19 protein-coding genes are annotated in these 24,771 nt (G+C 71.8%); 10 read left to right on the top strand and 9 right to left on the bottom strand.

The features are described from left to right. Positions 1-91 precede the first annotated feature (91 nt). Positions 92-271 carry a hypothetical protein gene (locus AC5WS8_RS18310; RefSeq protein ID WP_496104462.1) on the bottom strand — a complete coding sequence of 60 codons (180 nt, stop codon included), beginning with the start codon at positions 269-271 and terminating at the stop codon, positions 92-94. 194 nt (positions 272-465) lie between these two features. Beyond that, complete coding sequence (afsR, locus tag AC5WS8_RS18315) at positions 466-3,408, bottom strand: SARP-family global regulator AfsR (protein ID WP_496104463.1); 2,943 nt, start codon at positions 3,406-3,408, stop codon at positions 466-468. Between the two features lie 192 nt (positions 3,409-3,600). On the opposite strand from afsR, the gene AC5WS8_RS18320 reads away from it, so the two are divergent. From AC5WS8_RS18320 to AC5WS8_RS18345, 6 genes are all read left to right on the top strand, one after another. Next, the gene (locus AC5WS8_RS18320; RefSeq protein ID WP_496104464.1) at positions 3,601-4,857 is read left to right on the top strand and encodes an amidohydrolase family protein; all 1,257 of its coding nucleotides are present in this window, start codon (positions 3,601-3,603) and stop codon (positions 4,855-4,857) included. 20 nt (positions 4,858-4,877) lie between these two features. Beyond that, positions 4,878-5,783, top strand: coding sequence for a TIGR03619 family F420-dependent LLM class oxidoreductase (locus tag AC5WS8_RS18325; RefSeq protein ID WP_496104465.1), 906 nt, complete (start codon positions 4,878-4,880; stop codon positions 5,781-5,783). Positions 5,784-5,796: 13 nt separating this feature from the next. Then, entirely contained in the window at positions 5,797-6,573 is a 777-nt protein-coding gene (locus AC5WS8_RS18330; protein ID WP_496104466.1) for an SDR family NAD(P)-dependent oxidoreductase, read from the top strand. Positions 6,574-6,698: 125 nt separating this feature from the next. Continuing rightward, the gene (locus AC5WS8_RS18335) at positions 6,699-7,817 is read left to right on the top strand and encodes an LLM class flavin-dependent oxidoreductase (RefSeq protein WP_496104467.1); all 1,119 of its coding nucleotides are present in this window, start codon (positions 6,699-6,701) and stop codon (positions 7,815-7,817) included. A 12-nt stretch (positions 7,818-7,829) separates the two neighbouring features. After that, positions 7,830-9,560 (top strand): N-acyl-D-amino-acid deacylase family protein, encoded by a 1,731-nt coding sequence (locus AC5WS8_RS18340; protein ID WP_496104468.1) that lies wholly within the window; start codon positions 7,830-7,832, stop codon positions 9,558-9,560. After that, on the top strand, positions 9,557-11,008 hold the full coding sequence (locus tag AC5WS8_RS18345) for an aldehyde dehydrogenase family protein (RefSeq protein WP_496104469.1): 1,452 nt from the start codon (positions 9,557-9,559) through the stop codon (positions 11,006-11,008). The genes AC5WS8_RS18340 and AC5WS8_RS18345 overlap by 4 nt, the downstream gene beginning before the upstream one ends. A gap of 99 nt (positions 11,009-11,107) precedes the next feature. Here AC5WS8_RS18345 and AC5WS8_RS18350 read toward each other — a convergent pair whose 3' ends face one another. Together AC5WS8_RS18350 and AC5WS8_RS18355 are read right to left on the bottom strand one after the other, a co-directional pair. Next, positions 11,108-11,503, bottom strand: a complete 396-nt coding sequence (locus AC5WS8_RS18350; protein ID WP_496104470.1) for a nitroreductase/quinone reductase family protein — start codon at positions 11,501-11,503, stop codon at positions 11,108-11,110. 123 nt (positions 11,504-11,626) lie between these two features. Then, the gene (locus AC5WS8_RS18355; RefSeq protein WP_496104531.1) at positions 11,627-13,153 is read right to left on the bottom strand and encodes a CehA/McbA family metallohydrolase; all 1,527 of its coding nucleotides are present in this window, start codon (positions 13,151-13,153) and stop codon (positions 11,627-11,629) included. Positions 13,154-13,375: 222 nt separating this feature from the next. Here AC5WS8_RS18355 and AC5WS8_RS18360 point away from each other — a divergent pair, with 222 nt between their 5' ends. Further along, positions 13,376-15,964: a bifunctional FO biosynthesis protein CofGH gene (locus tag AC5WS8_RS18360; RefSeq protein WP_496104471.1), complete on the top strand. Its 2,589-nt coding sequence runs from the start codon at positions 13,376-13,378 to the stop codon at positions 15,962-15,964. A 55-nt stretch (positions 15,965-16,019) separates the two neighbouring features. On the opposite strand, the gene AC5WS8_RS18365 is transcribed toward AC5WS8_RS18360, so the two are convergent. Then, on the bottom strand, positions 16,020-16,532 hold the full coding sequence (locus AC5WS8_RS18365; protein WP_496104472.1) for a DUF2165 domain-containing protein: 513 nt from the start codon (positions 16,530-16,532) through the stop codon (positions 16,020-16,022). A 159-nt stretch (positions 16,533-16,691) separates the two neighbouring features. Here AC5WS8_RS18365 and AC5WS8_RS18370 point away from each other — a divergent pair, with 159 nt between their 5' ends. Then, the gene (locus tag AC5WS8_RS18370; protein ID WP_496104473.1) at positions 16,692-17,807 is read left to right on the top strand and encodes an ADP-ribosylglycohydrolase family protein; all 1,116 of its coding nucleotides are present in this window, start codon (positions 16,692-16,694) and stop codon (positions 17,805-17,807) included. A gap of 91 nt (positions 17,808-17,898) precedes the next feature. Here the strand turns inward: AC5WS8_RS18370 and AC5WS8_RS18375 are convergent, their stop codons facing one another. After that, positions 17,899-18,684, bottom strand: a complete 786-nt coding sequence (locus AC5WS8_RS18375; protein ID WP_496104474.1) for an SDR family oxidoreductase — start codon at positions 18,682-18,684, stop codon at positions 17,899-17,901. Positions 18,685-18,789: 105 nt separating this feature from the next. On the opposite strand from AC5WS8_RS18375, the gene AC5WS8_RS18380 reads away from it, so the two are divergent. Then, positions 18,790-19,683 carry a hypothetical protein gene (locus tag AC5WS8_RS18380; RefSeq protein ID WP_496104475.1) on the top strand — a complete coding sequence of 298 codons (894 nt, stop codon included), beginning with the start codon at positions 18,790-18,792 and terminating at the stop codon, positions 19,681-19,683. 84 nt (positions 19,684-19,767) lie between these two features. Here the strand turns inward: AC5WS8_RS18380 and AC5WS8_RS18385 are convergent, their stop codons facing one another. The 3 genes from AC5WS8_RS18385 to AC5WS8_RS18395 all read right to left on the bottom strand — a co-directional run bounded on the left by AC5WS8_RS18385 (position 19,768) and on the right by AC5WS8_RS18395 (position 22,139). Then, a complete protein-coding gene (locus AC5WS8_RS18385) occupies positions 19,768-19,956 on the bottom strand; it encodes a DUF397 domain-containing protein (protein ID WP_496104476.1) in 189 nt (62 codons plus the stop codon). A 227-nt stretch (positions 19,957-20,183) separates the two neighbouring features. Next, positions 20,184-21,041 (bottom strand): helix-turn-helix domain-containing protein, encoded by an 858-nt coding sequence (locus AC5WS8_RS18390; protein WP_496104477.1) that lies wholly within the window; start codon positions 21,039-21,041, stop codon positions 20,184-20,186. Between the two features lie 363 nt (positions 21,042-21,404). Then, entirely contained in the window at positions 21,405-22,139 is a 735-nt protein-coding gene (locus AC5WS8_RS18395; protein ID WP_496104478.1) for a GOLPH3/VPS74 family protein, read from the bottom strand. A gap of 228 nt (positions 22,140-22,367) precedes the next feature. Here AC5WS8_RS18395 and AC5WS8_RS18400 point away from each other — a divergent pair, with 228 nt between their 5' ends. Then, complete coding sequence (locus tag AC5WS8_RS18400) at positions 22,368-24,698, top strand: D-alanyl-D-alanine carboxypeptidase (RefSeq protein ID WP_496104479.1); 2,331 nt, start codon at positions 22,368-22,370, stop codon at positions 24,696-24,698. Positions 24,699-24,771 lie beyond the last annotated feature (73 nt).

Consider the following 24,771-nt stretch of genomic DNA (forward strand, 5'->3'; position numbering starts at 1 on the left):
GGAGTGGTGCCGACGTAGGCCGGACGCACTTCGGCCGCGACGGCTCCCCCTCCGTGCCGCCGCGGCCGATCCCCGTGTGGAGACAGGTGTGTCAGGCTCTCTCGTCCGTTGCGTGGTTGTCCAGCGGAGTCACTGTGCCACCCGTCGCGAGGTTGTCCAGCGTGGTGATTTCCCCGTCGGTGGCGTGGTTGTCGAGCGTGGTGACGTTCTCGATGTCGGTGGCGTGGTTGTCGAGCGGCTTGACCACGAAGTCCTTCTTGGCATCGCTCATGGACGTGCAACTCCCGTTCATTGATGGGCGATGCCTGCCCGGCGACTCCCCCGAGGGCCGCCGGACAGGCGTATCAGGGCCGTTCACCCTAGCGGTAGCGATCACCGCTGACCCGTGGGCCCCCCGACGCGACGGATCGACAACAAGGAGAGTGCCCTGTCGCGATAAACGAACGATGAACGCGCTGCCGCAGGCTATGCGGCTGCGGCGGGGGCGAGCATGAGCCGCACGTCCGTTGCCTCCGGTGAGCCGAGTTGATCGAAGATGTCAAGGGCTTCCTGCCAACAGGCTTGTGCCCGACCGGTCTGGCCGAGGCCGTTGAGGGCACGGCCCAGGACGGTCAGTACGTTGCCTCGCCGCCATTCGCCTCCGATTCCCCGCAGGACCGCGAGCGCCTGCTCGGCCAGGGCCGCTGCCTTGGCCGGCCGCTGCCCCGCTATATGCGCCTCCGCCAGCCGGAACAGCGTCATCCCTTCCCAGAGGCGCTGCCTGCTGTCTCGGAACACCTCCAGCGCCTCGGTCAGCCGGTCGACAGCTGCGTCCAGTTCGCCCTTGCCGGTCAGCGCAAGCCCCAGGGCGTAGCGGCCGTTGGCGCCTCGCAACGTGTGCCCCAGTCGGTCGTAGATGACGATGCCCTGCTGTGCGAGTTCGACGGCGCTGCCGACCTGTCCCAGGGCCAGTTGGATACGGGAGAGGTTGCAGAGCGCGCTGGCCTCACCGGCGTGGTTCTCGTCCAGCCGGAAACTCTCGATGGCCTGTCGCAGGTACGCCTCTCCGTCGGAATGACGGTTCTGGTAGAGAGCGATGATGCCCCGGTCGTTGGCGGCCCAGCAGCTGGGCGCCAGGTCGTCTGCGAGATGGGCGAGTTCCATCGCCATGCGTGCCTCCTCGTCCGCCTGGCTGAAGCGCCCGGCCACGAGGTGCACGTTGGTCAGGGTGGTGAGCGCGCGGCTCCGTGCCCGGGGGTCATCCGCCTGGTCGGCCGCGTCTCGGAGAGCGTGCGCTGCGACCTCGTACTGCTTGGAGTTGGCGCCCGACTCGGCGAGGTCCTTCGCCGCCCACAGCAGGTCCACCGCACGCCGCAGCGTCGAACGTCTGGCGCATTGCTGGACGAACGCGAGAAGCGTGTGTGCCTCGGCGTACAACCAGTCCCGGGCCTCGTGCCGGTCCACGAACGTCAGGCCTGGATACTGCGTGGCCTCCAGGTGATCCACCAGCCGGTCCCCCGGCCGCTCGATCGCATAGACCCCCGCCGCCGTGGCCAGATAGAAGTCCAGCAACCGCGACATCGCCGCGTCCCGCTCGCTCGGCGGGTGTTCGTCCCGTTCCGCGCACGCACGCGCGTAGAGTCTGACCAGGTCGTGGTAGCGGTAGCGGCCGGGCGCCGCCGACTCCAGCAGCGACGTGTCGACCAGGGACTCCAGCAGGTCCTCCGTCTCCTCCGGCGGGAGGTCCAGTACCGCGGCGGCGGCCGCGAGCGAGATGTCCGGCCCGTCCGCCAACCCCAGCAGCCGGAACGCCCGCGCCTGCGCCGGCTCCAACTGCCCGTAGCCCAGCTCGAAGGTCGCCTTCACCGCCAGGTCGCCGGCCTGCAACTCGTCGAGCCGCCGTCGTTCGTCCGCCAGCTTCGCCGCCAGTACCGAGACCGTCCAGGTCCTCCGCGAGGCCAGGCGCGACGCCGCGATGCGGATCGCCAGCGGCAGGAAGCCGCACGCCGCCACCACGTCCAGTGCCGCCTCCCGCTCCGAGGCGACCCGCTCCTCGCCCACGATCTTCGTGAACAACGACAGGGCCTCGTCGGGCGACATCACGTCCAGGTCCACCAGGTGCGCTCCCGCCAGGTCGACCATGCGGACCCGGGAGGTGACCAGGGCCGCGCAGCCCTCGGTGCCGGGAAGCAGCGGGCGTACCTGGGCGGCGTCGCGCGCGTTGTCCAGCAGGACCAGCACCCGGCGGCCGTCCAGCACCGACCGGTACAGGGCCGCCCGCTCCTCCAGCGAGTCCGGGATGGCCGAGTCCGCCGTGCCCAGGGCACGCAGGAAGGAGCCGAGGACCGTCTCCGGTTCCGCCGCCCGGGAGCCCGCGCCCTGCAGATCGACGTACAGCTGGCCGTCCGGGAAGGCGGTGCGTGCCTGGTGGGCCACGTGCACGGCCAGGGTCGTCTTGCCCACGCCCCCGATGCCCGCCATCGCCGACACCGCCATCACCCGGCCCTCCGCCGACGCCAGCACCTCCCTCAGTTCGGCGACGAAGGCGGCGCGGCCCGTGAAGTCCGGGACGGTGGCCGGGAGCTGCGCCGGGCGTACGGGGGCGGCGGACGGCTCGGGCGCCGGTGCCGAGGGTTCGGCCAGGGACGGGTCGGCCTGGAGGATGCGCTGCTGGAGTTCCCTCAGGCCGGGCCGGGGGTCCACCCCGAGTTCGTCGGCCAGCAGTCGCCGCGTGTCCGCGTAGACCGCCAGGGCCTCCGCCTGGCGGCCGGAGCGGTACAGCGCCAGCATCAGCAGCTCCCGGAGGCGCTCGCGCAGGGGGTGCGCGGCCGTCAGGGCCGTGAGCTCGGAGACCGCCTCCGCGTGGCAGCCCTGCTCCAGGTCCATGTCGAGGCGTGACTCCAGGAGCTGCAGCCGCCATTCCTCCAGGCGGGCGCGCTGGGCCTCCGCGTACGGGCCGGGCACCCCGGCCAGCGGCTCACCGTCCCACAGCGCCAGCACCTCGTTCAGGACGCGCCGGGCATGGCACAGGTCCCCGGAGTTCTTCGCCTTCTCGGCCTCCGCTGCCAGCTCCTGGGCGGCGGCCAGGTCCAGGGAGCGGGGCTCGCCCAGCCGCACCGCGTAGCCGCCCGACTCGCTGAGCAGGACACCCGGCGAGAGCACCTTGCGCAGACGGGAGGCGTAGGTGCGGACCGCCGCCAGGGCCCGGGGGGGCGGGTCGTCACCCCACAGCGCGTCGATCAGTTGGGACGCGGTCGCCGTACGGCCCTCGCGCATCAGCAACGCGGCCAGCAGGGCGCGCTGCTGCGGCGAGCCGGTGGCCAGCAGCTCCTTCCCGCGCCAGGCGCGCACCGGTCCGAGCACACCGAAGCGCAGTGCCGCCGAATCCTCGGGACCCCGCTGCTCAGGTACTCGCGGCACACCGTCCATCGTTGCCCCCTGGCCCCCTGCCGAACCGTCCACGACCAAGAGGCCAGTTTGCCTTGTTCATGGCGGATGCGTCAGCCGTGGGAGACGGCGATCACAAGCCGGTGTGCGGTGCGTCACGAGGTCCCCACACGCTCTCCTCATATCGGGAGCGCCCGTCCGCAGCAGCTGACGGAGCGTCAGATCGGCGCTACCTTGAGCGGCATGGAGACCTCAGCGGCGGCCGGCGCCGCCTTCCCCGAGATCATTTCCGTGGACGACCACACCGTGGAGCCCCCGAACGTCTGGCAGGACCGCCTCCCGGCGAAGTACCGGAACACCGGCCCCCGCATCGTCCGCGCACCCCTGAAGGACATGACCTTCCTCGGCGGCAGGTTCGCCCCGGTCATGGGCGCCCCCGGCGACGACGGACCGCTCGGCGACTGGTGGGTGTACGAGGACCTGCACCGGCCCCTCACCCGCCTCGACACCGCCGTCGGCTGCAGCAGGGACGAGATCAGGCTCGAGGTGATCACCTACGAGCAGATGCGCCCGGGCTCGTACGACGTCCCCCGGCGCCTCGCCGACATGGACGTCAACCACGTCCAGTCGGCCCTCTGCTTCCCCACCTTCCCGCGCTTCTGCGGGCAGACCTTCACCGAGGCCAAGGACCGCGAGCTCGGGCTGCTGTCCATCAGGGCCTACAACGACTGGATGGTGGAGGAGTGGTGCGGGCCCCAGGCGCAGGGGCGTCTCATACCCCTGACCCTCATCCCCCTGTGGGACGCCCAACTCGCGGCCGCCGAGGTGCGCCGCAACGCCGAACGAGGGGTCCGCGCCGTCGCGTTCTCCGAGATCCCGCCCCGCCTCGGCCTGCCGTCCGTCCACACCGACGACTGGGACCCCTTCCTCGCCGCCTGCGACGAGACCGGCACGGTCGTCGCCATGCACATCGGGTCGAGCAGCAGGATGCCGTCCACGTCCGCCGACGCACCGCCCGCCGTCGGCTCCGCGATCACCTTCGCCAACTGCTGCTTCTCCATGGTCGACTGGCTGATGAGCGGCAAGTTCGAGCGGTTCCCGAACCTGAGGGTGATGTACGCGGAGGGGCAGATCGGCTGGATCCCGTACATCCTCGAACGCGCGGACGTCGTCTGGGAGGAGAACCGCGGCTGGGGCGGCGTCGCCGACAAGGTGCACCGGCCGCCGTCCGAGCTGTTCGCCGGGCACGTCTACGGCTGCTTCTTCGACGACGCCTTCGGGCTGCGGAATGTGGACGCCATCGGTGTCGGCAACGTCCTGTACGAGACCGACTACCCGCACTCCGACTCCACCTGGCCCAGGTCCCGGGAGGTCGGCGAGGCGCAGATGGCGCACCTGGACCCGGACGTCGTCGAGCGGATCGTGCGGCGCAACGCCATCGAGCTGCTGGGGCTCACGGAGGACGGACTGTGGCCGGGCGGCAGGCGTTGAGCGGGAGCCTGCGGTACGGGATGCAGCTTCCCGTCCAGTCGCAGTCCACGCTCTACGCCGAGCCCTGGGAAGCCGGGGCCGGTCCGGGGGACCTGGTCGCGGTCGCCCGCGCCGCCGACGCCGCCGGGTTCGACTACGTCGCCTGCTGCGACCACGTCGCCGTTCCGCGTCGGCTCGCCCCCGCCATGAGCACGGTCTGGTACGACCCGGTGGCCACACTCGCCCACCTCGCAGCCGCCACCGAGCGCGTACGGCTCCTCAGCCATGTCGCGATCGTGGGGCTGCGGCACCCGCTCGTCACCGCCAAGCAGTACGCGACCCTCGACCACCTCTCCGGCGGGCGCCTCGTCCTCGGGGTGGGGGCCGGGCACGTGCGGGAGGAGTTCGAGGCGCTGGGGGTGGACTTCGGGCGGCGCGGGCCGCTGCTCGACGAGGCGATCGACGCGCTGCGGGCGGCGCTCGGGCCCGAGGAGTTCCCGGTCCACCACGGGAAGGCGTACGACTTCGAAGGGCTCGGTCAGCGGCCCCGGCCCGCTCAGCCGCGCGTCCCCTTGTGGGTGGGCGGCTCCTCGCCCGCCGCCGTGCGCCGGGCCGCGCTCAAGGGGGACGGCTGGCTGCCGCAGGGTGACCCGCGCGAGCGGTTGCCCGCGCAGATCGCCCGGATCGGGCAGCTCCGTGAACAGGCGGGGCTCAGCGGCCCCTTCACCGTCGGCGCCATCACCGAGCCCCTGTACATCGGTCACCCCCGCTGGGACGTCGGGTCGCGCACGATCGGGGGCGCCCCCGAGGCGATCGCCGAGTCCCTGCGGGCCTACCGCGCGATGGGCGTGAACCAGGTCCAGGTGCGGTTCCGCAGCCGGAGCCGCACCGAACTCACCGACCAGATAACCGCGTTCGGGGCCGAGGTCGCGCCCCGCCTGGACTGAGGAGGAAGGTCCCATGGGCAAGCTGGACGGGCGCGTCGTCATCGTCACCGGGGCGGCGCGCGGGCAGGGCGAGCAGGAGGCGCGGCTGTTCGCGGCCGAGGGGGCCCGGGTCGTCCTCGCGGACGTGCTCGACGACCAGGGGGAGGCGCTCGCCAAGGAGTTGGGGCAGTCGTACGTCCACCTCGACGTGGGCCGCGAGGCCGACTGGGCCACCGCCGTGGCCGCCGCGAAGGCGGCGTACGGGCACATCGACGGGCTGGTCAACAACGCGGGCATCCTGCGGTTCAACGCGCTTCGTGACACGCCCCTGGACGAGTTCATGAACGTCGTCCAGGTCAACCAGGTCGGCTGCTTCCTCGGCATGAGGACCGTCGCTCCCGAGATCGCGGCGGCCGGCGGCGGCACCGTCGTCAACACCGCCTCCTACACCGCGATGACCGGGATGGCGGCCGTGGGGGCGTACGCGGCGACCAAGCACGCCGTGCTCGGCCTCACCCGGGTCGCCGCGATCGAGCTGGCGCCGGAGGGGATCCGGGTCAACGCGGTGTGCCCCGGCGCCATCGACACCGCGATGGCCAATCCGGCCCGGCTGGACCCGGACGCGGACGCCGAGGAGACGTCCAGGGCGCTCGACGAGGTGTACGGCAGGCTCGTGCCGCTCGGCCGCATCGGCAAGCCGGAGGAGGTGGCGCAACTCGCCCTCTTCCTGACCTCGGACGACTCCTCGTACATCACCGGGCAGCCGTTCGTGATCGACGGTGGGTGGCTGGCCGGCGTTTCGGTCGTCTGAGGAGTCGTCCGACTCCGTGATCCGACCGTCCGTCGGCTATTGACGGCCCGACGGGGTGGTGCGACAGTCGGCGGCAAGCCAATCTGACGGTGTGTCAGATAAGACTCGTGGGGACGGTGACCTCCGTGGAATTCGGGCTCTTCGTACAGGGATACGTCGGCAAGCGGGCCGAGACCGACCCGCTTGCGGAACACAAGGCGCTGATGGAGGAGACCGAGTACGTCATCCAGGCGGACAGGTCCGGCTTCAAGTACGCGTGGGCGTCCGAACACCACTTCCTGGAGGAGTACTCGCACCTGTCCGCCAACGACGTCTTCCTCGGCTACCTCGCCCACGCCACCGAGCGCATCCACCTCGGCTCCGGGATCTTCAACCCGCTCGCCCCGGTCAACCACCCGGTGAAGGTCGCCGAGAAGGTCGCCATGCTCGACCACCTCAGCGGCAACCGCTTCGAGTTCGGCAGCGGACGCGGCGCCGGCTCCCACGAGATCCTCGGCTTCCTCCCCGGCATCACCGACATGAACCACACGAAGGAGATCTGGGAGGAGACCATCGCCGAGTTTCCGAAGATGTGGCTCCAGGACGAGTACCAGGGCTTCACGGGCAAGCACTGGTCGCTGCCGCCCCGCACGGTGCTCCCCAAGCCGTACGGGAAGTCGCACCCCGCGATGTGGTACGCCGCCGGGTCCCCGTCCTCGTACGCCATGGCCGCGAAGAAGGGCCTCGGGGTGCTCGGCTTCAGCGTGCAGAAGGTCTCCGACATGGAGTGGGTGCTGGAGCAGTACAAGACGGCGATCGTGGACGCCGAGCCCGTCGGGGACTTCGTCAACGACAACGTGATGGTGACGAGCACCGCGATCTGCGCGCCCACGCACGAGGAGGCGATCCGCATCGCGGTGAACGGCGGACTGCACTACCTGCCGTCCCTGGTCTTCCGCTACCACGACACCTTCCCGCGTCCCGAGGGCTTCCCCGTGTGGCCGGAGACGCTCCCCGAGTACACCGAGGAGTTCCTCGAACTGCTCATCGAGGAGGAACTGCTCATCTGCGGCGACCCGGAGGAGGTGCTGCGGCAGTGCAAGAGGTGGGAGCAGGCGGGCGCCGACCAGCTCAGCTTCGGGCTGCCGGTCGGGATACCGAAGGAGGAGACGCTCCAGACGATACGGCTGATCGGAGAGCACGTGATCCCGAAGATCGACACGGATCCCGTGCACCGGACCAGCCGGTTCCGTCAGGCCGCCTGAGGGGTGCGGCGCATGCTGGACCACGTCATCAAGGGCGCGACCGTCGTGGACGGTACGGGCGCCCCCGCCTGTACCGCGGACGTCGGCATACGCGACGGCCGGATCGCCGCCGTCGGCACGGTCACCGAGGACGCCCGCACCGGTGAAGACGCGCACGGCCTCGTCCTCGCCCCCGGCTTCGTCGACCCGCACACCCACTACGACGCCCAGCTGTTCTGGGACCCGTACGCGACCCCGTCGCTGAACCACGGGGTCACCACGGTCGTGGCCGGCAACTGCGGGTTCACGCTCGCCCCGCTGAACCCGGCGCGGCCCGAGGACGCGGACTACACCCGGCGGATGATGTGCAAGGTGGAGGGCATGTCCCTGGTCGCCCTGGAAGAGGGGGCGCCCTGGACCTGGCGCTCCTTCGGGGAGTACCTGGACGCCCTGGAGGGGCGGATCGCCGTCAACGCCGGTTTCATGGCGGGGCACTGCGCGCTGCGTCGATATGCGATGGGCCCGGAGGCGGTCGGCGGGCAGCCGACGGACGAGCAGCTGGACGCCATGGTCCGGCTGTTCCACGAGGCCATGGACGCGGGCGCCTGGGGGCTGTCCACCACCCAGTCCTCCACCCACTCCGACGGCGACGGGAAGCCGGTCGCCTCCCGGCACGCACGGCCGGCTGAGCTGCTGGCGCTCGCCGAGGCGGTGGGTGAGCACGAGGGGACCCAGATCGAGGCGATCGTCGCGGGCTGTCTGGACCGGTTCAGCGACCCGGAGATCGACCTGCTGGTGGAGCTGAGCGCGGCGGCGGGCCGGCCCCTGAACTGGAACGTCCTCACCATCGACGCGGCAGTCCCCGAACGTGTGCCCCGCCAGCTCCTGGCGAGCGAGCGGGCCCGGAAGGCGGGCGGCCGGGTGGTGGCCCTGACCATGCCCATCCTCACGCCGATGAACATGTCCCTCGGCACCTTCTGCGCCCTCAACCTGATCCCCGGCTGGGGACCGGTCCTCGGCCTGCCCGTACCCGAGCGCATCGCGAAGCTGCGCGACCCCGAGGTCCGGGCCGGGATGCTGCGCCGCGCGCACTCCCGGGAGGCCGGCGTCTTCCGGCGCCTGACGAACTTCGGGCGCTACGTCATCGGCGACACCTTCAGCCCGCGCAACGAGGGCCTGACCGGGCGCGTCGTGAAGGACATCGCGGCCGAGCGCGGCCAGGACCCCTTCGCGTGCCTGGTCGAGATCTGCGCGAACGACGACCTGCGCACGGTCCTGTGGCCCATGCCCACCGACAACGACCCCGGCTCCTGGGCCCTGAGGGCCGAGACCTGGCGGCACGAGGACGTCCTGCTGGGCGGCTCCGACGCGGGCGCCCACCTGGACCGCATGTGCGGGGCGCCGTACACGACCCGGTTCCTCGGGGACTGTCTGCGCGGCCGGAAGCTGGTGCCGCTGGAACGGGCGGTGAGGATGCTGACGGACGACCCCGCGCAGCTGTTCGGGCTCCGGGAGCGCGGTCGGGTGCGCGAGGGCTTCCACGCCGACCTGGTCCTCTTCGACCCGGAGCGCATCGACGCCGGACAGGCCACCCTGGTGCACGACCTGCCGGGGGGCAGCCCGCGGCTGGACTCGCGGGCGATCGGGATACGGGCCGTCTGGGTCAACGGCGTGGAGGCGATCCGGGACGACGTGGTGACCGGGGCCGTACCGGGGAAGGTGCTGCGCTCCGGGCGGGACACCAGGACGGTGAGCACCACGTGACCGACCGGCAGCGGCTGTTCATCGGCGGCGCGTGGGTGGAGCCGGACGACGGCCACCACCGGGTGACCGACCCGGCGACCGAGGGGATCGTCGGGTGGGCGCCGGAGGCCTCGCGGGACCAGGTGCGGGCGGCCTGCGCCACGGCCCGCGAGGCGTTCGGGCCGTGGTCGCGGACGCCGCCCCGGGAACGGGCGGCGGTGCTGGCGCGGGCGGCCGACATCATCGAGAGCCGGCTGGGGCCGTACGCCGAGCTGGCGCAGGCGGAGAGCGGCGCGACGACCGGGACGGCCCGCGGGATGCAGGTCGGGGTCGCGGTGGCCCGCTTCCGTCGGTACGCGCGGGTGGAACCGGTGGAGCAGCCGCTGCCGCCGCAGATCAACGAGGCGGGGCCGTTCGGCCCGGCCGGCGTCGTGGGCGCCCTGGCCGTGCGTCGGCCGGTCGGCGTGGTCGCCTGCGTCACCTCGTACAACAACCCCTGGGCGAACCCGGCCGGCAAGGTGGCCCCCGCGCTCGCGATGGGCAACACGGTGGTCGTGAAGCCGGCCCCGCAGGACCCGCTGTCGGTGTACCGCATGGCCGAGGCGCTCCAGGAGGCGGGAGCGCCGCCGGGCGTGGTGAACGTGGTGGGCGGTGCGCGCCCGGAGGTGGGCGAGGCGGCCGTGGACTGCCCGGACGTCGACATGGTGAGCTTCACCGGATCGACGGCCGTGGGGCAGCGCATCGCCGAGGTGTGCGGCCGGTCCATGAAACGGCAGCTGATGGAGCTGGGCGGCAAGGGCGCGGCGCTCGTCTTCGACGACGCGGACCTGGACGCGGCGGTGGCCGGAATCGGTACCACGTTCTCCTTCTACAGCGGCCAGATCTGCACGGCGCCGACGCGGGTGCTCGCGCAACGCGGCGTGTACGACCGGCTGGTCTCCCGACTGGCGGCGTACGCCCGCCGCCTGAAGGTCGGTGATCCGCGCGAGCGGGACACCGTCGTGGGCCCGCTGATCTCGGCGGCGCACCGGGACCGCGTGGAGGCGTACGTCGAACTGGGCCGCAAGGAGGGCGCGCGCCTCGTCACCGGCGGTGAACGGCCTCCGCGGGGCCGCGGCTTCTACGTCGCCCCCACCCTCCTCGCGGACTGCACACCCGGGATGCGGGTGGTCCGGGAGGAGATCTTCGGGCCGGTGGTCGTGGTGCTCCCGTTCGACGACGAGGAGGAGGGCATCGACCTGGCCGACGCCTCCGACTACGGCCTGATCGACTACGTCTGGTCGCGTGACGTGGCCCGCGCCTTCCGCGTGGCGCGCCGGCTGCGCGCGGGCGGCGTCGGCGTGAACACGGTCGGCCGCAACATGGAGGCGCCGTTCGGCGGCTTCAAGAAGAGCGGGGTGGGCCGCGACGTGGGTTCCTACGCCCTGCAGGCGTACAGCGAGCTGCAGGCCATCGTGTGGCCGGGCTGACCCGGCCGCCGGTCCCGGCTGCGGTCGGTCCCGGCCGTCGGTCCCGGCTGTCCGTCCCGGCCGTCCGTCCCATCCCGGCCGTCGGTCCCGGCCTCCGTCTCAGCCGTCCAGGTCCACGCGCACCGTGAGCAGCCGCGTCCCGAACGCCCGTACCGCCATGCTGTTCATGCGCGGCAGGCTCTTCAGGCGGGTCCGGGGGTCGTCCTCCGGGAGCAGGTGCGCCGTGCCCGTGTGCCAGCGGCCCAGGATGCGGACCCGGACGCGGGGATCCACCTGGATGTTGCGGACGTACTGCGACTTCTCGCCGTACTCCGACACCAGCCAGAAGGAGTCGCCGACGCGGCGGCCGCCCACCGGGGTCCGGCGCGGCAGCCCGGACACACGGCCCGTCGTCTCCAGGACCGTCTGGAGGGGCAGGCGGCGCAGCAGCGGGTTGACGACGTGGCGCTGACAAGCCGTGACGACCCGCTGCTTGCGATCGGCGAATTCCGGCATCGTCCCTCGCTCTCCTTGACGGCGGGAAGTGCTGGGCGCTTCGCGCAGTCTCGCAGACCCGGGAGCGGAGCGCGCGGGGATTGGCCGCGCGCCCCAACGGGCGGGTCCACGCCCCGGCAGGGACTACGCCCCGCCCAGGAAGATCGGGTTGGTGAACGCGGCCAGCGCCCCGGGCACCGGGCCCGCCGCCGCCTCGTGCCGCAGCTCGGCCCGGACGTAGGCCGCGTACGCCGGTGTCGTACGCCATTCGGCCGTGCCCGAGCCGGTCACCGGCAGCGGGGGGCTCGAGAACAGCACGCCCTGGTCGGTGACGAAGCGGACCGTGCAGCGCGGGGCGCCCCGCACCTCCAGGCGGACCGTGACCGGGGTGTCGCGGTCCACCCGCAGCCGTTCGCCGATGCCCGCGTGTTCGCCGCGGCTGCCCGAGGCCGTCAAGGTCAGGGAGACGTTCTTGGACTCGGCGACGTACGAGCGGCCCGCGCGGATGCCCTCCTGGACGGCCTCGCGGGTCAGGTCGTCGGCGAGGACCACCGTCTGCGGGCTGCCCACAGCGTCCGGGTCGCGGTGCGCGTCGCTGTTGCCCATCGCCGGCAGCCACCGGCCGTGGCCCTCCCGGACCGCCGCCACCAGCGTGTTGTCCCACTCCGCGAGCGTCACCTCGTCGTCCGGGGTGTAAGGGCCGTTCCACACCTCCACCGCGTCCGCCTCGCCGAAGCCGAACTTCCAGCCGCAGCCCACGCACGTGGCGTGCGGATGCGCCGGGACGACGAGACCGCCCGCGCTGCGGATCTGCCGGGCGAAGCGGGCCCAGCGGTTGTCGCGGGCCCGGTAGCGCCAGTCGATGAACGTGCCCGGGTCGACGCCCAAGGCGAGCACGTGGCCGTTGCGCGTCGTCACCTCCTCGCCCGTCATGATCAGCAGGTCGTCGCCCGCCTGGTCGGCCCAGTGGGCGTGCGAGGAGTGGGTGTTGTGCTCGGAGGTGTTGATGAAGTCCAGACCGGCCGCCCGGGCCAGCGCCGCGATCTCGGCGGGTGTACGGCGGCCGTCGGAGTACCAGGAGTGCAGATGGCAGTCCCCGCGGTACCAGGCGCGGCCCCGGCCCTTCGCCCGGGACGGCGGGTACACGGGCTTCGGGGTCTCGCCCTGCGCGCCGTAGGTGAGCGTGACCGTCACCTCGTACGTCAGGCCCTGCGGCGCCACCGTGTACGGGCCCAGCACGATGTGCCAGGTGCCGGAGCGGATGCGGCCCGGGACGTAGCCGGGGGTGGCGTCGTCCGCGCGGAGGAAGAACTCGCTGCGCGCGCCGCCGGACCAGCCGCGGAACCCCGCGCCGCCCAGCTCGGTGCCGCGCTCGTCGAAGATGCCGATGTCCAGGCCGTTGCCCCGGGTGCCGGCCGGGACGGACGGCTTGTCGTAGGTGTAGGCGACCCTGATCTCACGGACGCCCTCGGGGACGTCGACGGGCAGGTACACGAAGTCGGGAGAGCCGGTGGGCAGCGTGCCGCGCACCGTCCTCGTCTCCTGGTTGTCGGCCGCCTCGGCGGCGGGGCCCGGGGAGAAGCTCACGGTTCCCAACGTAAGCGCGGCGGCCGCGCCCGTCACGAACAGTGCGCGTCTTCCCATGCCGTTGCCCCGGTCGTCCTCGCACATGCTGCTGCTCCCAACGTGTCGCATGACGGGGGTGGTGCAGGGATGGCGCACACCACTGTGGGGTCCGGCTGTGAACTCCCGGGCACGGGAAGCCGATCGGCAGCCACGTTCGGCGGAACAACGGATGGACACGGCGCCAGTGACACCCTGTAACGGCCGAGCCGCCCCGCCGACACGAGTACGCCCTGTATGGCCCGGTCACCGCCTCCGTATGCTCGAGGGATGACGACTTCCGCGACCTTTGGAACCGGCCCCACCGAGAACTCCATGCGTCGCGCCCTCAAACGCGCCCGGGACGGTGTCGCGCTCGACGTGGCGGAGGCGGCGGTGCTGCTCCGGGCCCGCGGCGCGGACCTCGACGACCTGGCCGCGTCCGCCGCCCGGGTGCGCGACGCGGGCCTGGAGGCCGCCGGCCGGCCCGGCGTCATCACGTACTCCAAGAGCGTCTTCGTCCCGCTGACCCGCCTGTGCCGCGACAAGTGCCACTACTGCACCTTCGTCACCGTGCCGGGCAGGCTGCGCCGCGACGGGCACGGGATGTTCATGTCCCCGGACGAGGTCCTCGACATCGCCCGCAAGGGCGCCGCCCTGGGCTGCAAGGAAGCCCTGATCACCCTCGGCGACAAGCCGGAGGACCGCTGGCCCGAGGCGCGCGAGTGGCTGGACGCGCACGGCTACGACGACACCATCGCCTACGTACGGGCCGTCTCCGTCCGGATCCTGGAGGAGACCGGCCTGCTGCCGCACCTCAACCCGGGAGTGATGTCCTGGACCGACTTCCAGCGGCTCAAGCCGGTCGCCCCGTCGATGGGCATGATGCTGGAGACGACGGCGAGGCGGCTGTGGTCGGAGCCGGGCGGCCCCCACCACGGCTCCCCGGACAAGGAACCCGCGGTCAGGCTGCGCGTCCTTCAGGACGCCGGCCGCTCCTCCGTCCCCTTCACCTCCGGCATCCTCATCGGCATCGGCGAGACCTACGAGGAGCGCGCCGAGTCCCTGTTCGCGCTGCGGAAGGTCTCCCGCGCCCACCACGGCATCCAGGAGCTGATCATCCAGAACTTCCGCGCCAAGCCGGACACGGCGATGCGCGGGATGCCGGACGCCGAACTGGACGAGCTGGTCGCCGCGGTGGCCGTGGCCCGGCACATCATGGGCCCCTCCGCCTGCCTGCAGGCACCGCCGAACCTGGTCGACGGCGAGTACGAGCGGCTGATCGGCGCCGGCATCGACGACTGGGGCGGGGTCTCACCGCTGACCATCGACCATGTGAACCCCGAGCGGCCCTGGCCGCAGATCGAGCGCCTGCGGGAGCGTTCCGCGGCGGCGGGCTTCACGCTGCGCGAACGCCTGTGCGTCTACCCGGAGTTCGTACGGCGCGGCGAGCCCTGGCTGGATCCCCGGCTGCGCCCGCACGTGGCGGCTCTGGCGGACCCGGAGACGGGCCTGGCCCGCGAGGACGCGGTGGTCGAGGGGCACCCCTGGCAGGAGCCCGAGGAGGTCTTCGTCGCCACCGGACGCACCGACCTGCACCGCACGATCGACACCGACGGCCGCACGGGCGACCGACGGGACGACTTCGACGAGGTGTACGGCGACTGGGAGGCGCTGCGGGAGGCGGCGGCGCCCGGCATGGCACCGCAGCGCATCGACGCGGACGTACGGGCGGCGCTGCGCACGGCGGCCGACGACCCGGCGAAGCTCGACGACGACGAGGCCCTGGCCCTGCTGCACGCGGACGGCCCGGCACTGGACGCGCTCACCCGCATCGCGGACGACGTGCGCAAGTCGGCGGTCGGCGACCACGTGACGTACATCGTCACCCGGAACATCAACTTCACCAACGTCTGCTACACGGGCTGCCGTTTCTGCGCCTTCGCACAGCGCCGCACGGACGCGGACGCCTACACCCTCTCCCTGGAGCAGGTCGCGGACCGTGCCCGGCAGGCCTGGGAGGTGGGCGCGGTCGAGGTGTGCATGCAGGGCGGCATCCACCCGGACCTGCCCGGGACGGCGTACTTCGACATCGCGAAGGCGGTGAAGTCCCGCGTCCCCGGCATGCACGTGCACGCCTTCTCCCCGATGGAGGTGGTCAACGGGGCGGCCCGTACCGGCCTGTCGATCCGCGAGTGGCTCGCGGCGGCGAAGGAGGCCGGCCTGGACACCATTCCGGGCACGGCGGCGGAGATCCTGGACGACGAGGTCCGCTGGGTCCTGACCAAGGGCAAGCTGCCGGCCGCGACCTGGGTCGAGGTCGTCACCACGGCGCACGAACTGGGCATCCGCTCCTCGTCGACGATGATGTACGGCCACGTCGACCAGCCCCGCCACTGGCTCGGGCACCTGCGCACCCTCGCCCGCATCCAGCAACGGACGGGCGGCTTCACGGAGTTCGTCACCCTGCCCTTCATCCACACCAACGCCCCGGTGTACCTGGCGGGCATCTCCCGCCCCGGTCCGACGATGCGGGACAACCGCGCGGTCACGGCGATGGCGCGCCTCCTGCTGCACCCGCACATCCCCAACATCCAGACGAGCTGGGTGAAACTGGGTACGGAGGGCGCCGCGGAGATGCTCCGCTCCGGCGCGAACGACCTGGGCGGCACGCTGATGGAGGAGACGATCTCCCGCATGGCGGGCTCGTCGTACGGCTCGTACAAGTCGGTCAGGGAACTCGTCGCGGTGGCGGAGGCGGCGGGCCGCCCCGCGAAACCGCGCACGACGCTGTACGGCGAGGTCCCGGAGGAACGGCAGCGGGCGGCGGCGGCCTCGGACGGGCACCTGCCGGAGCTGCTGCCGGTGCTGGAGAGCTGAGCGCCGCCGCGCGTCATGTGCCGGGGGCCTCGCCCCACGGGTCCCCCAGGGCCGTTCAGCCCTCTTCCCGGGCCGCTCCCGGCAGATGCGTCACCAGCAGCACCACCCCGGCCAGGACGATGACCCGCACAGCCGCGTCCAGGCCGTTCCAGGTCTTGGACTGCCACATCGCGAACCACTCGCCGCCTATCGCGACGAACCCGGCACCGAAGAGCAGCAGGAGCATCAGCAGACCGATGTCGGACAGCCACCGGGCACGCGGGTGGCGGCGGGCCCACAGGCAGGTCGCGGCGATCAGGACCAGGGCGGCCGCCGTCTCCCAGACGATGATCGCCGCATAGGCGGCGTCCTCCCAGGCGCGCGAGGTGATGGCGCGCCACATCAGGTCGTCGTCCTTGAAGGTGGTGTCCATCGCGAGGACGTGCCGGACGAACTGCTGGTTGGTGCCGAAGTCGGTGATGTTCCCGAACGCGACGAGCGCGATGTAGAGGGCGACCGTGCCGGTGAGGAGGGTCGCGGCGAGGGGGAGCGCGGACGGGGTGCGGGGGCTTCTCGTGGTTTCGGCCATGATCCAACTATGGAGACGGCTTTCGGTCGCTCACAGGGGATTTTCGGGCGGTCCCGCACGTGTGGTGTGCATGACGCTCCACAGCCCTGAGCCGACCGCTCCGGCTCGATTACAGTGCTGCGCGTCGACGTGCGTGCGGTGCCGTGAGGGAGGCCTGGGGTGGGTGCGACAGCCGGTACCGTCTGGGGGCGCACCGAGCAGCAGGACTTCCGCAGCCGGGTTCGGGGCACGCTGCTCGGGGTGGCCGTCGCCGACGCCCTGGGCGCGCCGGTGGACGGACTCACGCTGGAGGAGATCCGGCAGGCCCACGGGCCCCTGGGGCTGACGGACCTGACGTTCGGGCACGGCCGGCGTGGCGCGATCTCGCACCACACCCAGCTCACCCTGTTCTCCGTGGACGGGCTGATCCGCGCCCAGGTCCGCCGTGACACCGGCGCCTGGCATCCGCCGACCGATCTGCACCGGGCGTATCTGCGCTGGGCGGCCACCCAGCGGGACTGGGGGCCCGACGAGCGGCGCAAGGAGGACGGCTGGCTGGCCCGCGAGGAGTGGCTGTACGCCCGGCGCTCACCGGCCCGGGCGTGTCTGCTCGGACTCGGCGACGACACCATGGGCACGCTGGACGCGCCGAAGAATCCGGGCGATCAGGGGCCCGAGGCCGCGGCGCGCTCCGCGCCGTTCGGGCTGCTCGTCGGGTGGGATCCGCAACTCGTGCTGCAACTCGCGATCGAGTGCGCGGCGCAGACGCACGGGCACCCCACGGCGTACCTCGCGGCGGGCGCGTACGCCGTGATCCTGCACGGGCTGGCGCGCGCGGAGGGCCTGGACGCGGGTGTGCAGCGGGCCCTGGCGCTGCTCGCCCCGCGACCGGGGCAGCAGCAGGTCGCGGACGCGTTGCAGCACGCCCTGGGAGCGGTACGGCAGGGTGTGCCGACTCCCGACCGGATCGAGGAGCTGGCCGGGGACGGTACGGCGGCCGGGGTGCTCGCGGTCGCCGTGTACTGCGCACTGGTGGGGGAGGACGTCCCGCACGCGCTGTGCCTCGCCGTGAACCAGGGCGGTCCCTCGGGGGCCGCTGCGGTCCTGACCGGTGGCCTTCTGGGGGCGCTGCACGGCGACACGGCCCTCCCGCCGGGCTGGCTGGCCGAGCTGGAGGGCCGTCCCACGATGCTGGTCCTGGCGGACGACTTCGCCATGGAGATGACGCAGGGCGCCGCACTGCACGGGCCGGGTGGGTCCTCGCCGGGCTGGCTGGAGCGGTACCCCCGGGCGTGACCGCCGCCCGGGGGCTCCCCGACGAACCCAGGGGCGCTTGGTTCCGGCCGGGTGCGCACACCTCCGTTCAGGCGGTTGCTTCAGGTGCGGGTCATCTCATCAGCTCACCCGCGTTCACCAGCAGGGACTGGCCCGTGATCGCGCGCGCCCGGTCGGAGGCCAGGAACACCACGGCGTCCGCCACGTCGCCGTCCGTCGCCGGATCGGGCAGGGCCATGCGGTCCGTGAGCCGTCTTCTCACCTCCGACTGCGGTACGCCCTCGGTGTGCGCGGTGAAGCGCACGTACGCCTCGACGGGCGGACCCCACATCCAGCCGGGCAGAACCGTGTTGACCCGGATCCGGTACGGGCCGAGCTCTCGTGCCAGCGAGTACATGGCGCTGGTCAGCGCCCCCTTCGACGCCGCGTACGCCGCCTGTCGCACCTGGGAGGGAGCGGCCACCGACGACTGCGTGCCGATGAAGACGACCGAGCCGCCGCACGTCCTGAGCGCCGGCAGGCACGCCCGCGTCATGCGCAGCGTCCCGAGCAGGTTGACGTCGACGACCGACTGCCAGGTGGCGAAGTCCGCGTCCTCCAGGCCCCCGAAGTAGCTGTCCCGGGCCGCGACATGGACGACCGCGTCGATCCCCCCGAACCGCTCCACCGCCAGCCCCGCGAGCGCCTCGCACTGCGCCTCGTCGGTGATGTCGGTCGCCCGGTACGCCGTGTGCACGCCGTCCGGGTCGAGCGCGGCGGCGGTCTTGGCGAGGTTCGCCTCCGTGCGCGCCCCCAGCACCGCGTTGCCGCCGTCGCGCACCACGGCTGCGGCGACCCGGTGGCCGAGCCCGGCGCCGACCCCCGACACGACGACGGTCCTGCCCTGGAGCAGTGACATCGGGCGCCTCCCCCTTCCGTGCTCGTTCGCCCTATGGCGGTCTACCTGACGGAGCGTCAGAGTAGGGGCGTCCGGCCGAGGGGGGAAGGGGAAAGGGGAAGCGGTATGACCGAGCACGGTGAGCACGGTGAGCACGGTGAGCACGGCGAGAACCGCGAGAACCGCGAGGACACGCGCAGCGAGGTGTACGCGGAGCTGGCCGCCGTGGGGCCCTACGGCGTCCGTCCGGGCCATGCGCTGATCACCATGGTGGAACCCCATCCGGGGCACGAGTACGCGTACAACCGCTGGTACGAGGACGACCACTACTACGCCGGCGCCATGGCCATGCCGTGGATGTACGCGGGCCGCCGCTGGGTCGCCACCCGCGATCTGCAACTCCTGCGCTGTCCCGGGAAGTCGGCGGTCGCGCAACCGGTCACGTCGGGCTGCTATCTGTCGACGTACTGGATCACGGAGGGCCGCTACGACGACCACATGCGTTGGACGGTCGCCATCAACAGGCGGCTCAACCGCGACGCACGCGTCCACCGCAACCGTACCCACGTCTTCACGGCGTTCCAGGACCATGAGACGACGGTCTACCGGGACGGCGCAGCCGGACCGCGCGACTTCCACGCCCTGGACCACCCGTACGCGGGCCTGGTCCTCGAGGTGGTCGACGCGGACGGCCCCGAGCAGCGCGCCGGTCTGCTGGAGTGGCTGCGCACCCGGCATCTGCCGCAGCGTCTGGCGGGCTCCCCGGCGGCCATGGTGACCGTCTTCCGCCCGACGCCGCTGCCGGGCGACCGGATGACCTACGTGCCCCAGGTGGAGGGTGTGGACACGCGGCTGACCCTGCTGTGGTTCCTCGAGGAGGACCCCCGCGAGTGCTGGGACGAGCACTTCACGGGACTGGACGGCGCGGTCGCGGAAGCCGGGCTGGGCGGGGTGGAGTTGGTGGCGCCGTTCATTCCCACGGTGCCGGGAACGGACCGGTATGTGGACCGATTGCGCTGAGGGCCTGCAGAATACGGCCCCCTCGGCCGGGACGGCGGGCCAGTCGAGAGGGCTCTGTTGTGGGTGGGGTGGAGCCGTGCGGCACTACTTGATCGACGCCACGAACGTGCTCCAGGCGTCGGCGGGGAAGGCCAGGACGGGTCCTTCGACGACCTTCGAGTCCCGCACGAGCAGGGCCGACGGAAGGGGCGACTTGACCTCGACGCAGGCGCCGTTTCCGGCCGAGTACGACGACTTGGTCCACGTTGCCGTGGCCCCCTGAAGAACAGCCATGTTCACTCCGGTACGAGTTGCTGAGTTGCTGTGACCGCGACGCGGGGGGCCCTCACGGGTTCCGCGATGCGAATCGCGCCAACTTGTTGACTGGTGGCGTGATCGACGCTACTCGGCAACCCCCCTGTCCGGAGGAGCCGTTCACTCGTTCGGGTGGCATATTCCAGTGGAGTCTTACGCCCGAGTCGCCCACGGGTGTAAGATCCGCCGCTCGCCGGACACAGGCCTCAGGAGGCGTAGTCCTTGGCCGCGTCCTCGATGAACTTGCGGGACTGCTCCACATTGAGGGCCTGCGCCCGCAGGTGCTCGTACATCACGGCGTACTTCTGCACGTCCTGGGCCTTCTCCAGGTACAGGTCGCTGGTGACGCCCTCGAGGTACACCACACTCGAGTCGGCCGCGTCGGCGAACTCCAGGATGGCGTACTGGCCGTTGAGGCCCGGATGCGCCCCCACCTCGAACGGCAGCACCTGCACGGTGACGTGCGGCAGCCGGGACATCTCCGCCAGGTGCTCCAACTGCTCCCGCATCACCAGGTTGTCGCCCACGCGCCGGCGCAGCGCCGCCTCGTCGAGCACCACCCACAGGCGCAGCGGGTTGTTCTCCGCGGAGATACGTTCCTGGCGGCGCATCCGCACCTGGACGCGCTTCTCGATGTCGGCCGGCGACGTCTCGGGCAGCGCGCCCTGGATGAGCGCCTCGGCGTACGAACGGGTCTGCAGCAGGCCGGTGATGATCTGCGGTTCGTAGACGCGCAGCGACTCCGCGTCGGTCTCCAGGCCGATGTAGACGCTGTAGGGAATGTCCCCGAACGCGTGCCACCAGCCCTGCTGGCGGGAGTCGCGGGCCATCTCCATCAGCGATTCGACGACACGCTGGTCCTCGACCTCGTAGACTCCGCACAGGTCCCGGACGTCACGCGGGCTGATGCTGCGGCGGCCGTTCTCCAGGCGGCTGATCTTCGACTGGGACACCAGCAGCCGCTCGGCGACCTCTTCGGCCGTCATGCCCTTCAGTTCCCGGAGCCGGCGCAACTCCTGGCCCAGCCGGCGCCGCCGGACGGTGGGATTGACATTCGATGCCACGGACGTGCACCTCCGGCTGCGTGCCTCTACTTTGCGTATCTGCTGTTGAGCAGATTGCCACCAAGGTGCTTCCTACCGCTGGAAAACCGCGGATATGCGCCGATCGCAAGCCACTTGGGTGGCTCCTGCCCCGGATGCGGCCCCGTCGCGGCACGGGTGGCGTACGCATGCGGCCGCGCGGGGCGGCGCGGCCGTGTCGTCGCCTGCGGACGTACGGCCTTGCCACCCCGCGCGGCCGGGCGGCTCCCGAACGGGTCTCGGTGCTGCGGGTGCCTCGTCGTGCGGTCCCGCTGTCCTGCCGTACCGATTTTGCCGGTGCGGCAGGGGGCGTGCGGTGGTGCCGCTGAGCCGTGGGGCCTCGGCTCAGTGGGCCACGACGCGCGCCATGGATCCGTGGCGCGGCTGCATCGGAACACCACGGGCGGGTTCCGGTGCGGGCCTGGCGCCGGCGGCCGGGCTGCGGCGCGCCTGTGCGCCCACGCCGTTCTGAACGTCCATCACGGCGTGCGCCACGAGGCCGCCCATGGGGTCGTGCCGGATCAGGTCCCGCAGCCGGGAACGGGACGAGCGGCCCTCGTTGCCCGGATACAGGTGCTTGCCGAGACCGACCGCGTGGGCCAGCGCGGCGAGCGCCGCGGTCCGTGGGTCCGGCGGAACGCCGGTACGGATCGCGGAATCCAGCCGGGACCTGATCTCCCGGCTGATGGCCGTGTCCGTCGCCTGGTAGCGAGTCGTCGGCAGCACTCCGCACATCTGGCCCGGAACGGCGTGGACCATGCCGCACCGCTCGAGATGCGAGAGATAGATCTGGCGGAGCCCGAGACGTGGCCCGCCGATCCAGTGGACGGCCCGCACCGGAGCGCCGCGCCTGCGCAGCAACTCCAATGCACTGTCCAAAGTCGGATCTCCAGTCGGCCGTGGTACCACCACGGCGATACGATCCCCGTCTGGGGCTATCCGTCCGGCCAGCGCCAGCTCCACTAGCTGTGCTCCGGCCAGACCGAGGTCGAGCGACTGCGGCTGTGCAGTGGTACCCGTGGCCGGGTCCAGTGCCAGCAGCAGAAGCTCCTCCGGAAGTGTTCTGCGGCTCCTGCCCATCCATGCCTCCCCGCGTGGATGAGAGACAGGGTGACCCCTCTCACATTGGTCTGTCGAGGGTGCGTGACCGGAATGTAGTGGAACCAGTAGGTATGTCGTTCTCGTCTAGCCCAGGGGTCAACCCCTCGCACAGGACACTGGTACATGGTTCGGGCAGCGGTGTCCGGGCGGCGGTTCACGGTTCGGCAAGGCGCGCACGCGGGTGCGCGGCGCACGGAGGAGGCATCGGTGGCGGGCGAGTCCCCCGACAGGTCGAAGGAGCACGGGTCGTCGGCGGAGGCGACGTCGGGGAGCGGGGCTCCGGTTCCCGTCCCGGCCAAAGCCGGAGCTGACCCCGGGCTCGCGATGACCGGCGAGAAGGTTCGGGTCGACCAGGCTACGACGGTGCTCTCGACCAAGTCGCTGCGTGGCGGCTCCGCCGGTACGGCCGTTGAGGCGGCCGAGGAGGGCACGGATCCTGCGGACTCGGCGGATTCGGCGGGCCTCGGCGACAACGGCACCGGAGACGAGGCACAGGAGCGTGCGTCGCTGGCCTCCTGGGTGCGGAGCGCGGAGGAGGGCGAGGCCGAGGAGGAGCCGGAGGCCGAGCCCGAGGATGCGGCTGACGGGGTCGAGGGCGAGCACGGGGGCGAGGGTGAGGGCGAAGCGGCGACCGCGGAAGCCGAGGAGCCTGCCGACGCCGACGCCGACGCCGACGCCGACGCCGAGGTCGACGCCGGGCCCGTGGCCACCGAGGTCGAGAACAAGGTCGCAGAAACCCTCAAGTCAGAGGAAAAGCAGGAAAAGCAGGAAAAGCAGGAACGGGAGGAGAGGGCCGAAGCAGCCGGCGAAGGGGGAGAAGGGGGAGGGAAGGACGGCGCCGAGCCCGCCGGCAAGGGTGACACCGAGCCCGCCGGCAAGGGTGACGCCGAGCCCGCCGAAGAGGGCGACGAGAAGGATGCCGACCCCCCCGTAGACCAGCCCACCGCCGTCTTCAAGGCCGTGCGGACGCCTGCCGTCGACCAGCCCACCACCACGCTCAAGGTGGGCGACGCCAAGCCCCCCGCCGACAAGTCCGGCCCCTCTTGGGCCGACAAGTCGGGTAAGTCCGACAAGTCCGGGTCCGTAGTCGAACGCACCAGCACGTTCGTCCCGTTGAAGTCGCTCGACGATTCCCGGCCCGCGCAGCCGGCGTCCACGGAGCCGAAGCCCGGCGCGGACCACGCCGACGCGACCACCGCCATGCCCCAGGTCGGCCCCGAGCGCACCGCCCAGCAGCCGATCCCGCCCAAGCCGCCGCTGGATCTGCTCGCCGAGCTGACGAACACCCCGCCGCCCCCGGAGACTCCGGTCCGCACCGTGCTGCGGCGCATCAAGATCTGGTCGCCGTTGGTCGTCCTACTGGTGATCGTCTTTGCGATCGCGCAGGCGGTCCGTCCGCTGCCGACGCCGATCCTCGCACTGACGGCCGCCGAGACGTACACCTTCCAGGGCGGCAGGCTCGCCCTGCCCTGGCCGGGTCAGGGCCAGTCCGCCATAGAGGTCGAGGGCGTCGGCATGGTCGGGACCGAGGGCAGGCAGAGCCCGAAGCCCATCGCGAGCGTCACCAAGATCATGACGGCGTACGTCACGCTCCGGGAGCACCCGCTCAAGGGCGACCAGGGCGGCCCGACCATCACCGCCGACCAGCAGGCCGAGGACGACTCGAAGAAGGAGGACGAGTCGACGGCGGCCATCAGGAAGGGCCAGAAGTTCTCCGAGCGGCAGATGCTGCAGATGCTGATGATCCCGTCGGGGAACAACGTCGCACGGCTGCTGGCCCGCTGGGACTCCGACAGCAGCACCTTCGTCGGCAAGATGAACGCCGCGGCGAAGAAGCTCGGTATGACCCACACCACGTACACGGACCCGAGCGGTCTGGACAAGACGACCGTGAGCACGGCCGTCGACCAGCTGAAGCTGGCCAAGGCCGTCATGCAGAACGAGGCGTTCCGCAGCATCGTCGCGATGGCCAAGGCGGACATCCCCGGCCTGGACAAGCCGATATACAACAACAACGACCTGCTGGTGGAGCAGGTCGGCGTGATCGGCCTGAAGACCGGTTCGTCGACCCCGGCCGGCGGCAACCTGGTGTGGGCGGCGACGAAGGTGGTCGGCGGCAAGAAGCGGACGATCTACGGCGCCGTCCTCAACCAGGACGCGCACACCGGCCGCGTCTGGGACAGCCTGCACCTGGCGCTGACCAACAGCCAGAAGCTCATCAACGCCATCCAGCAGGGCCTGGCCACCGCGACCGTGGTGAAGAAGGGGGAGGTCGTCGGGTACGTGGACGACCGGCTCGGCGGGAAGACGCCGGTGGTCGCCACCGAGAACCTGACGGCCCTCGGCTGGCCGGGCCTGAGGACCAAGCTGTCGATCGGCGACGGCGGCACGGTACCTCCGCACCAGGCGAAGGCCGGGAAAGTCGTGGGTGAACTCACGGTCGGCGACGGCTCCAGCCACGCCGTGGCGGTCCCGGTGGCCCTCCAGAAGGACCTCGCCGAACCGGGCTTCACGGACAAACTGACCCGTCTCGGCTGAACCGGGCGTACCCCGCCCACAGTGGTACCCGGCACCCCGCCGCGGAGCCCCACCCCGGGGCCCCGTGGCGGGG

The organism is Streptomyces sp. PTL18, assembly GCF_059510295.1.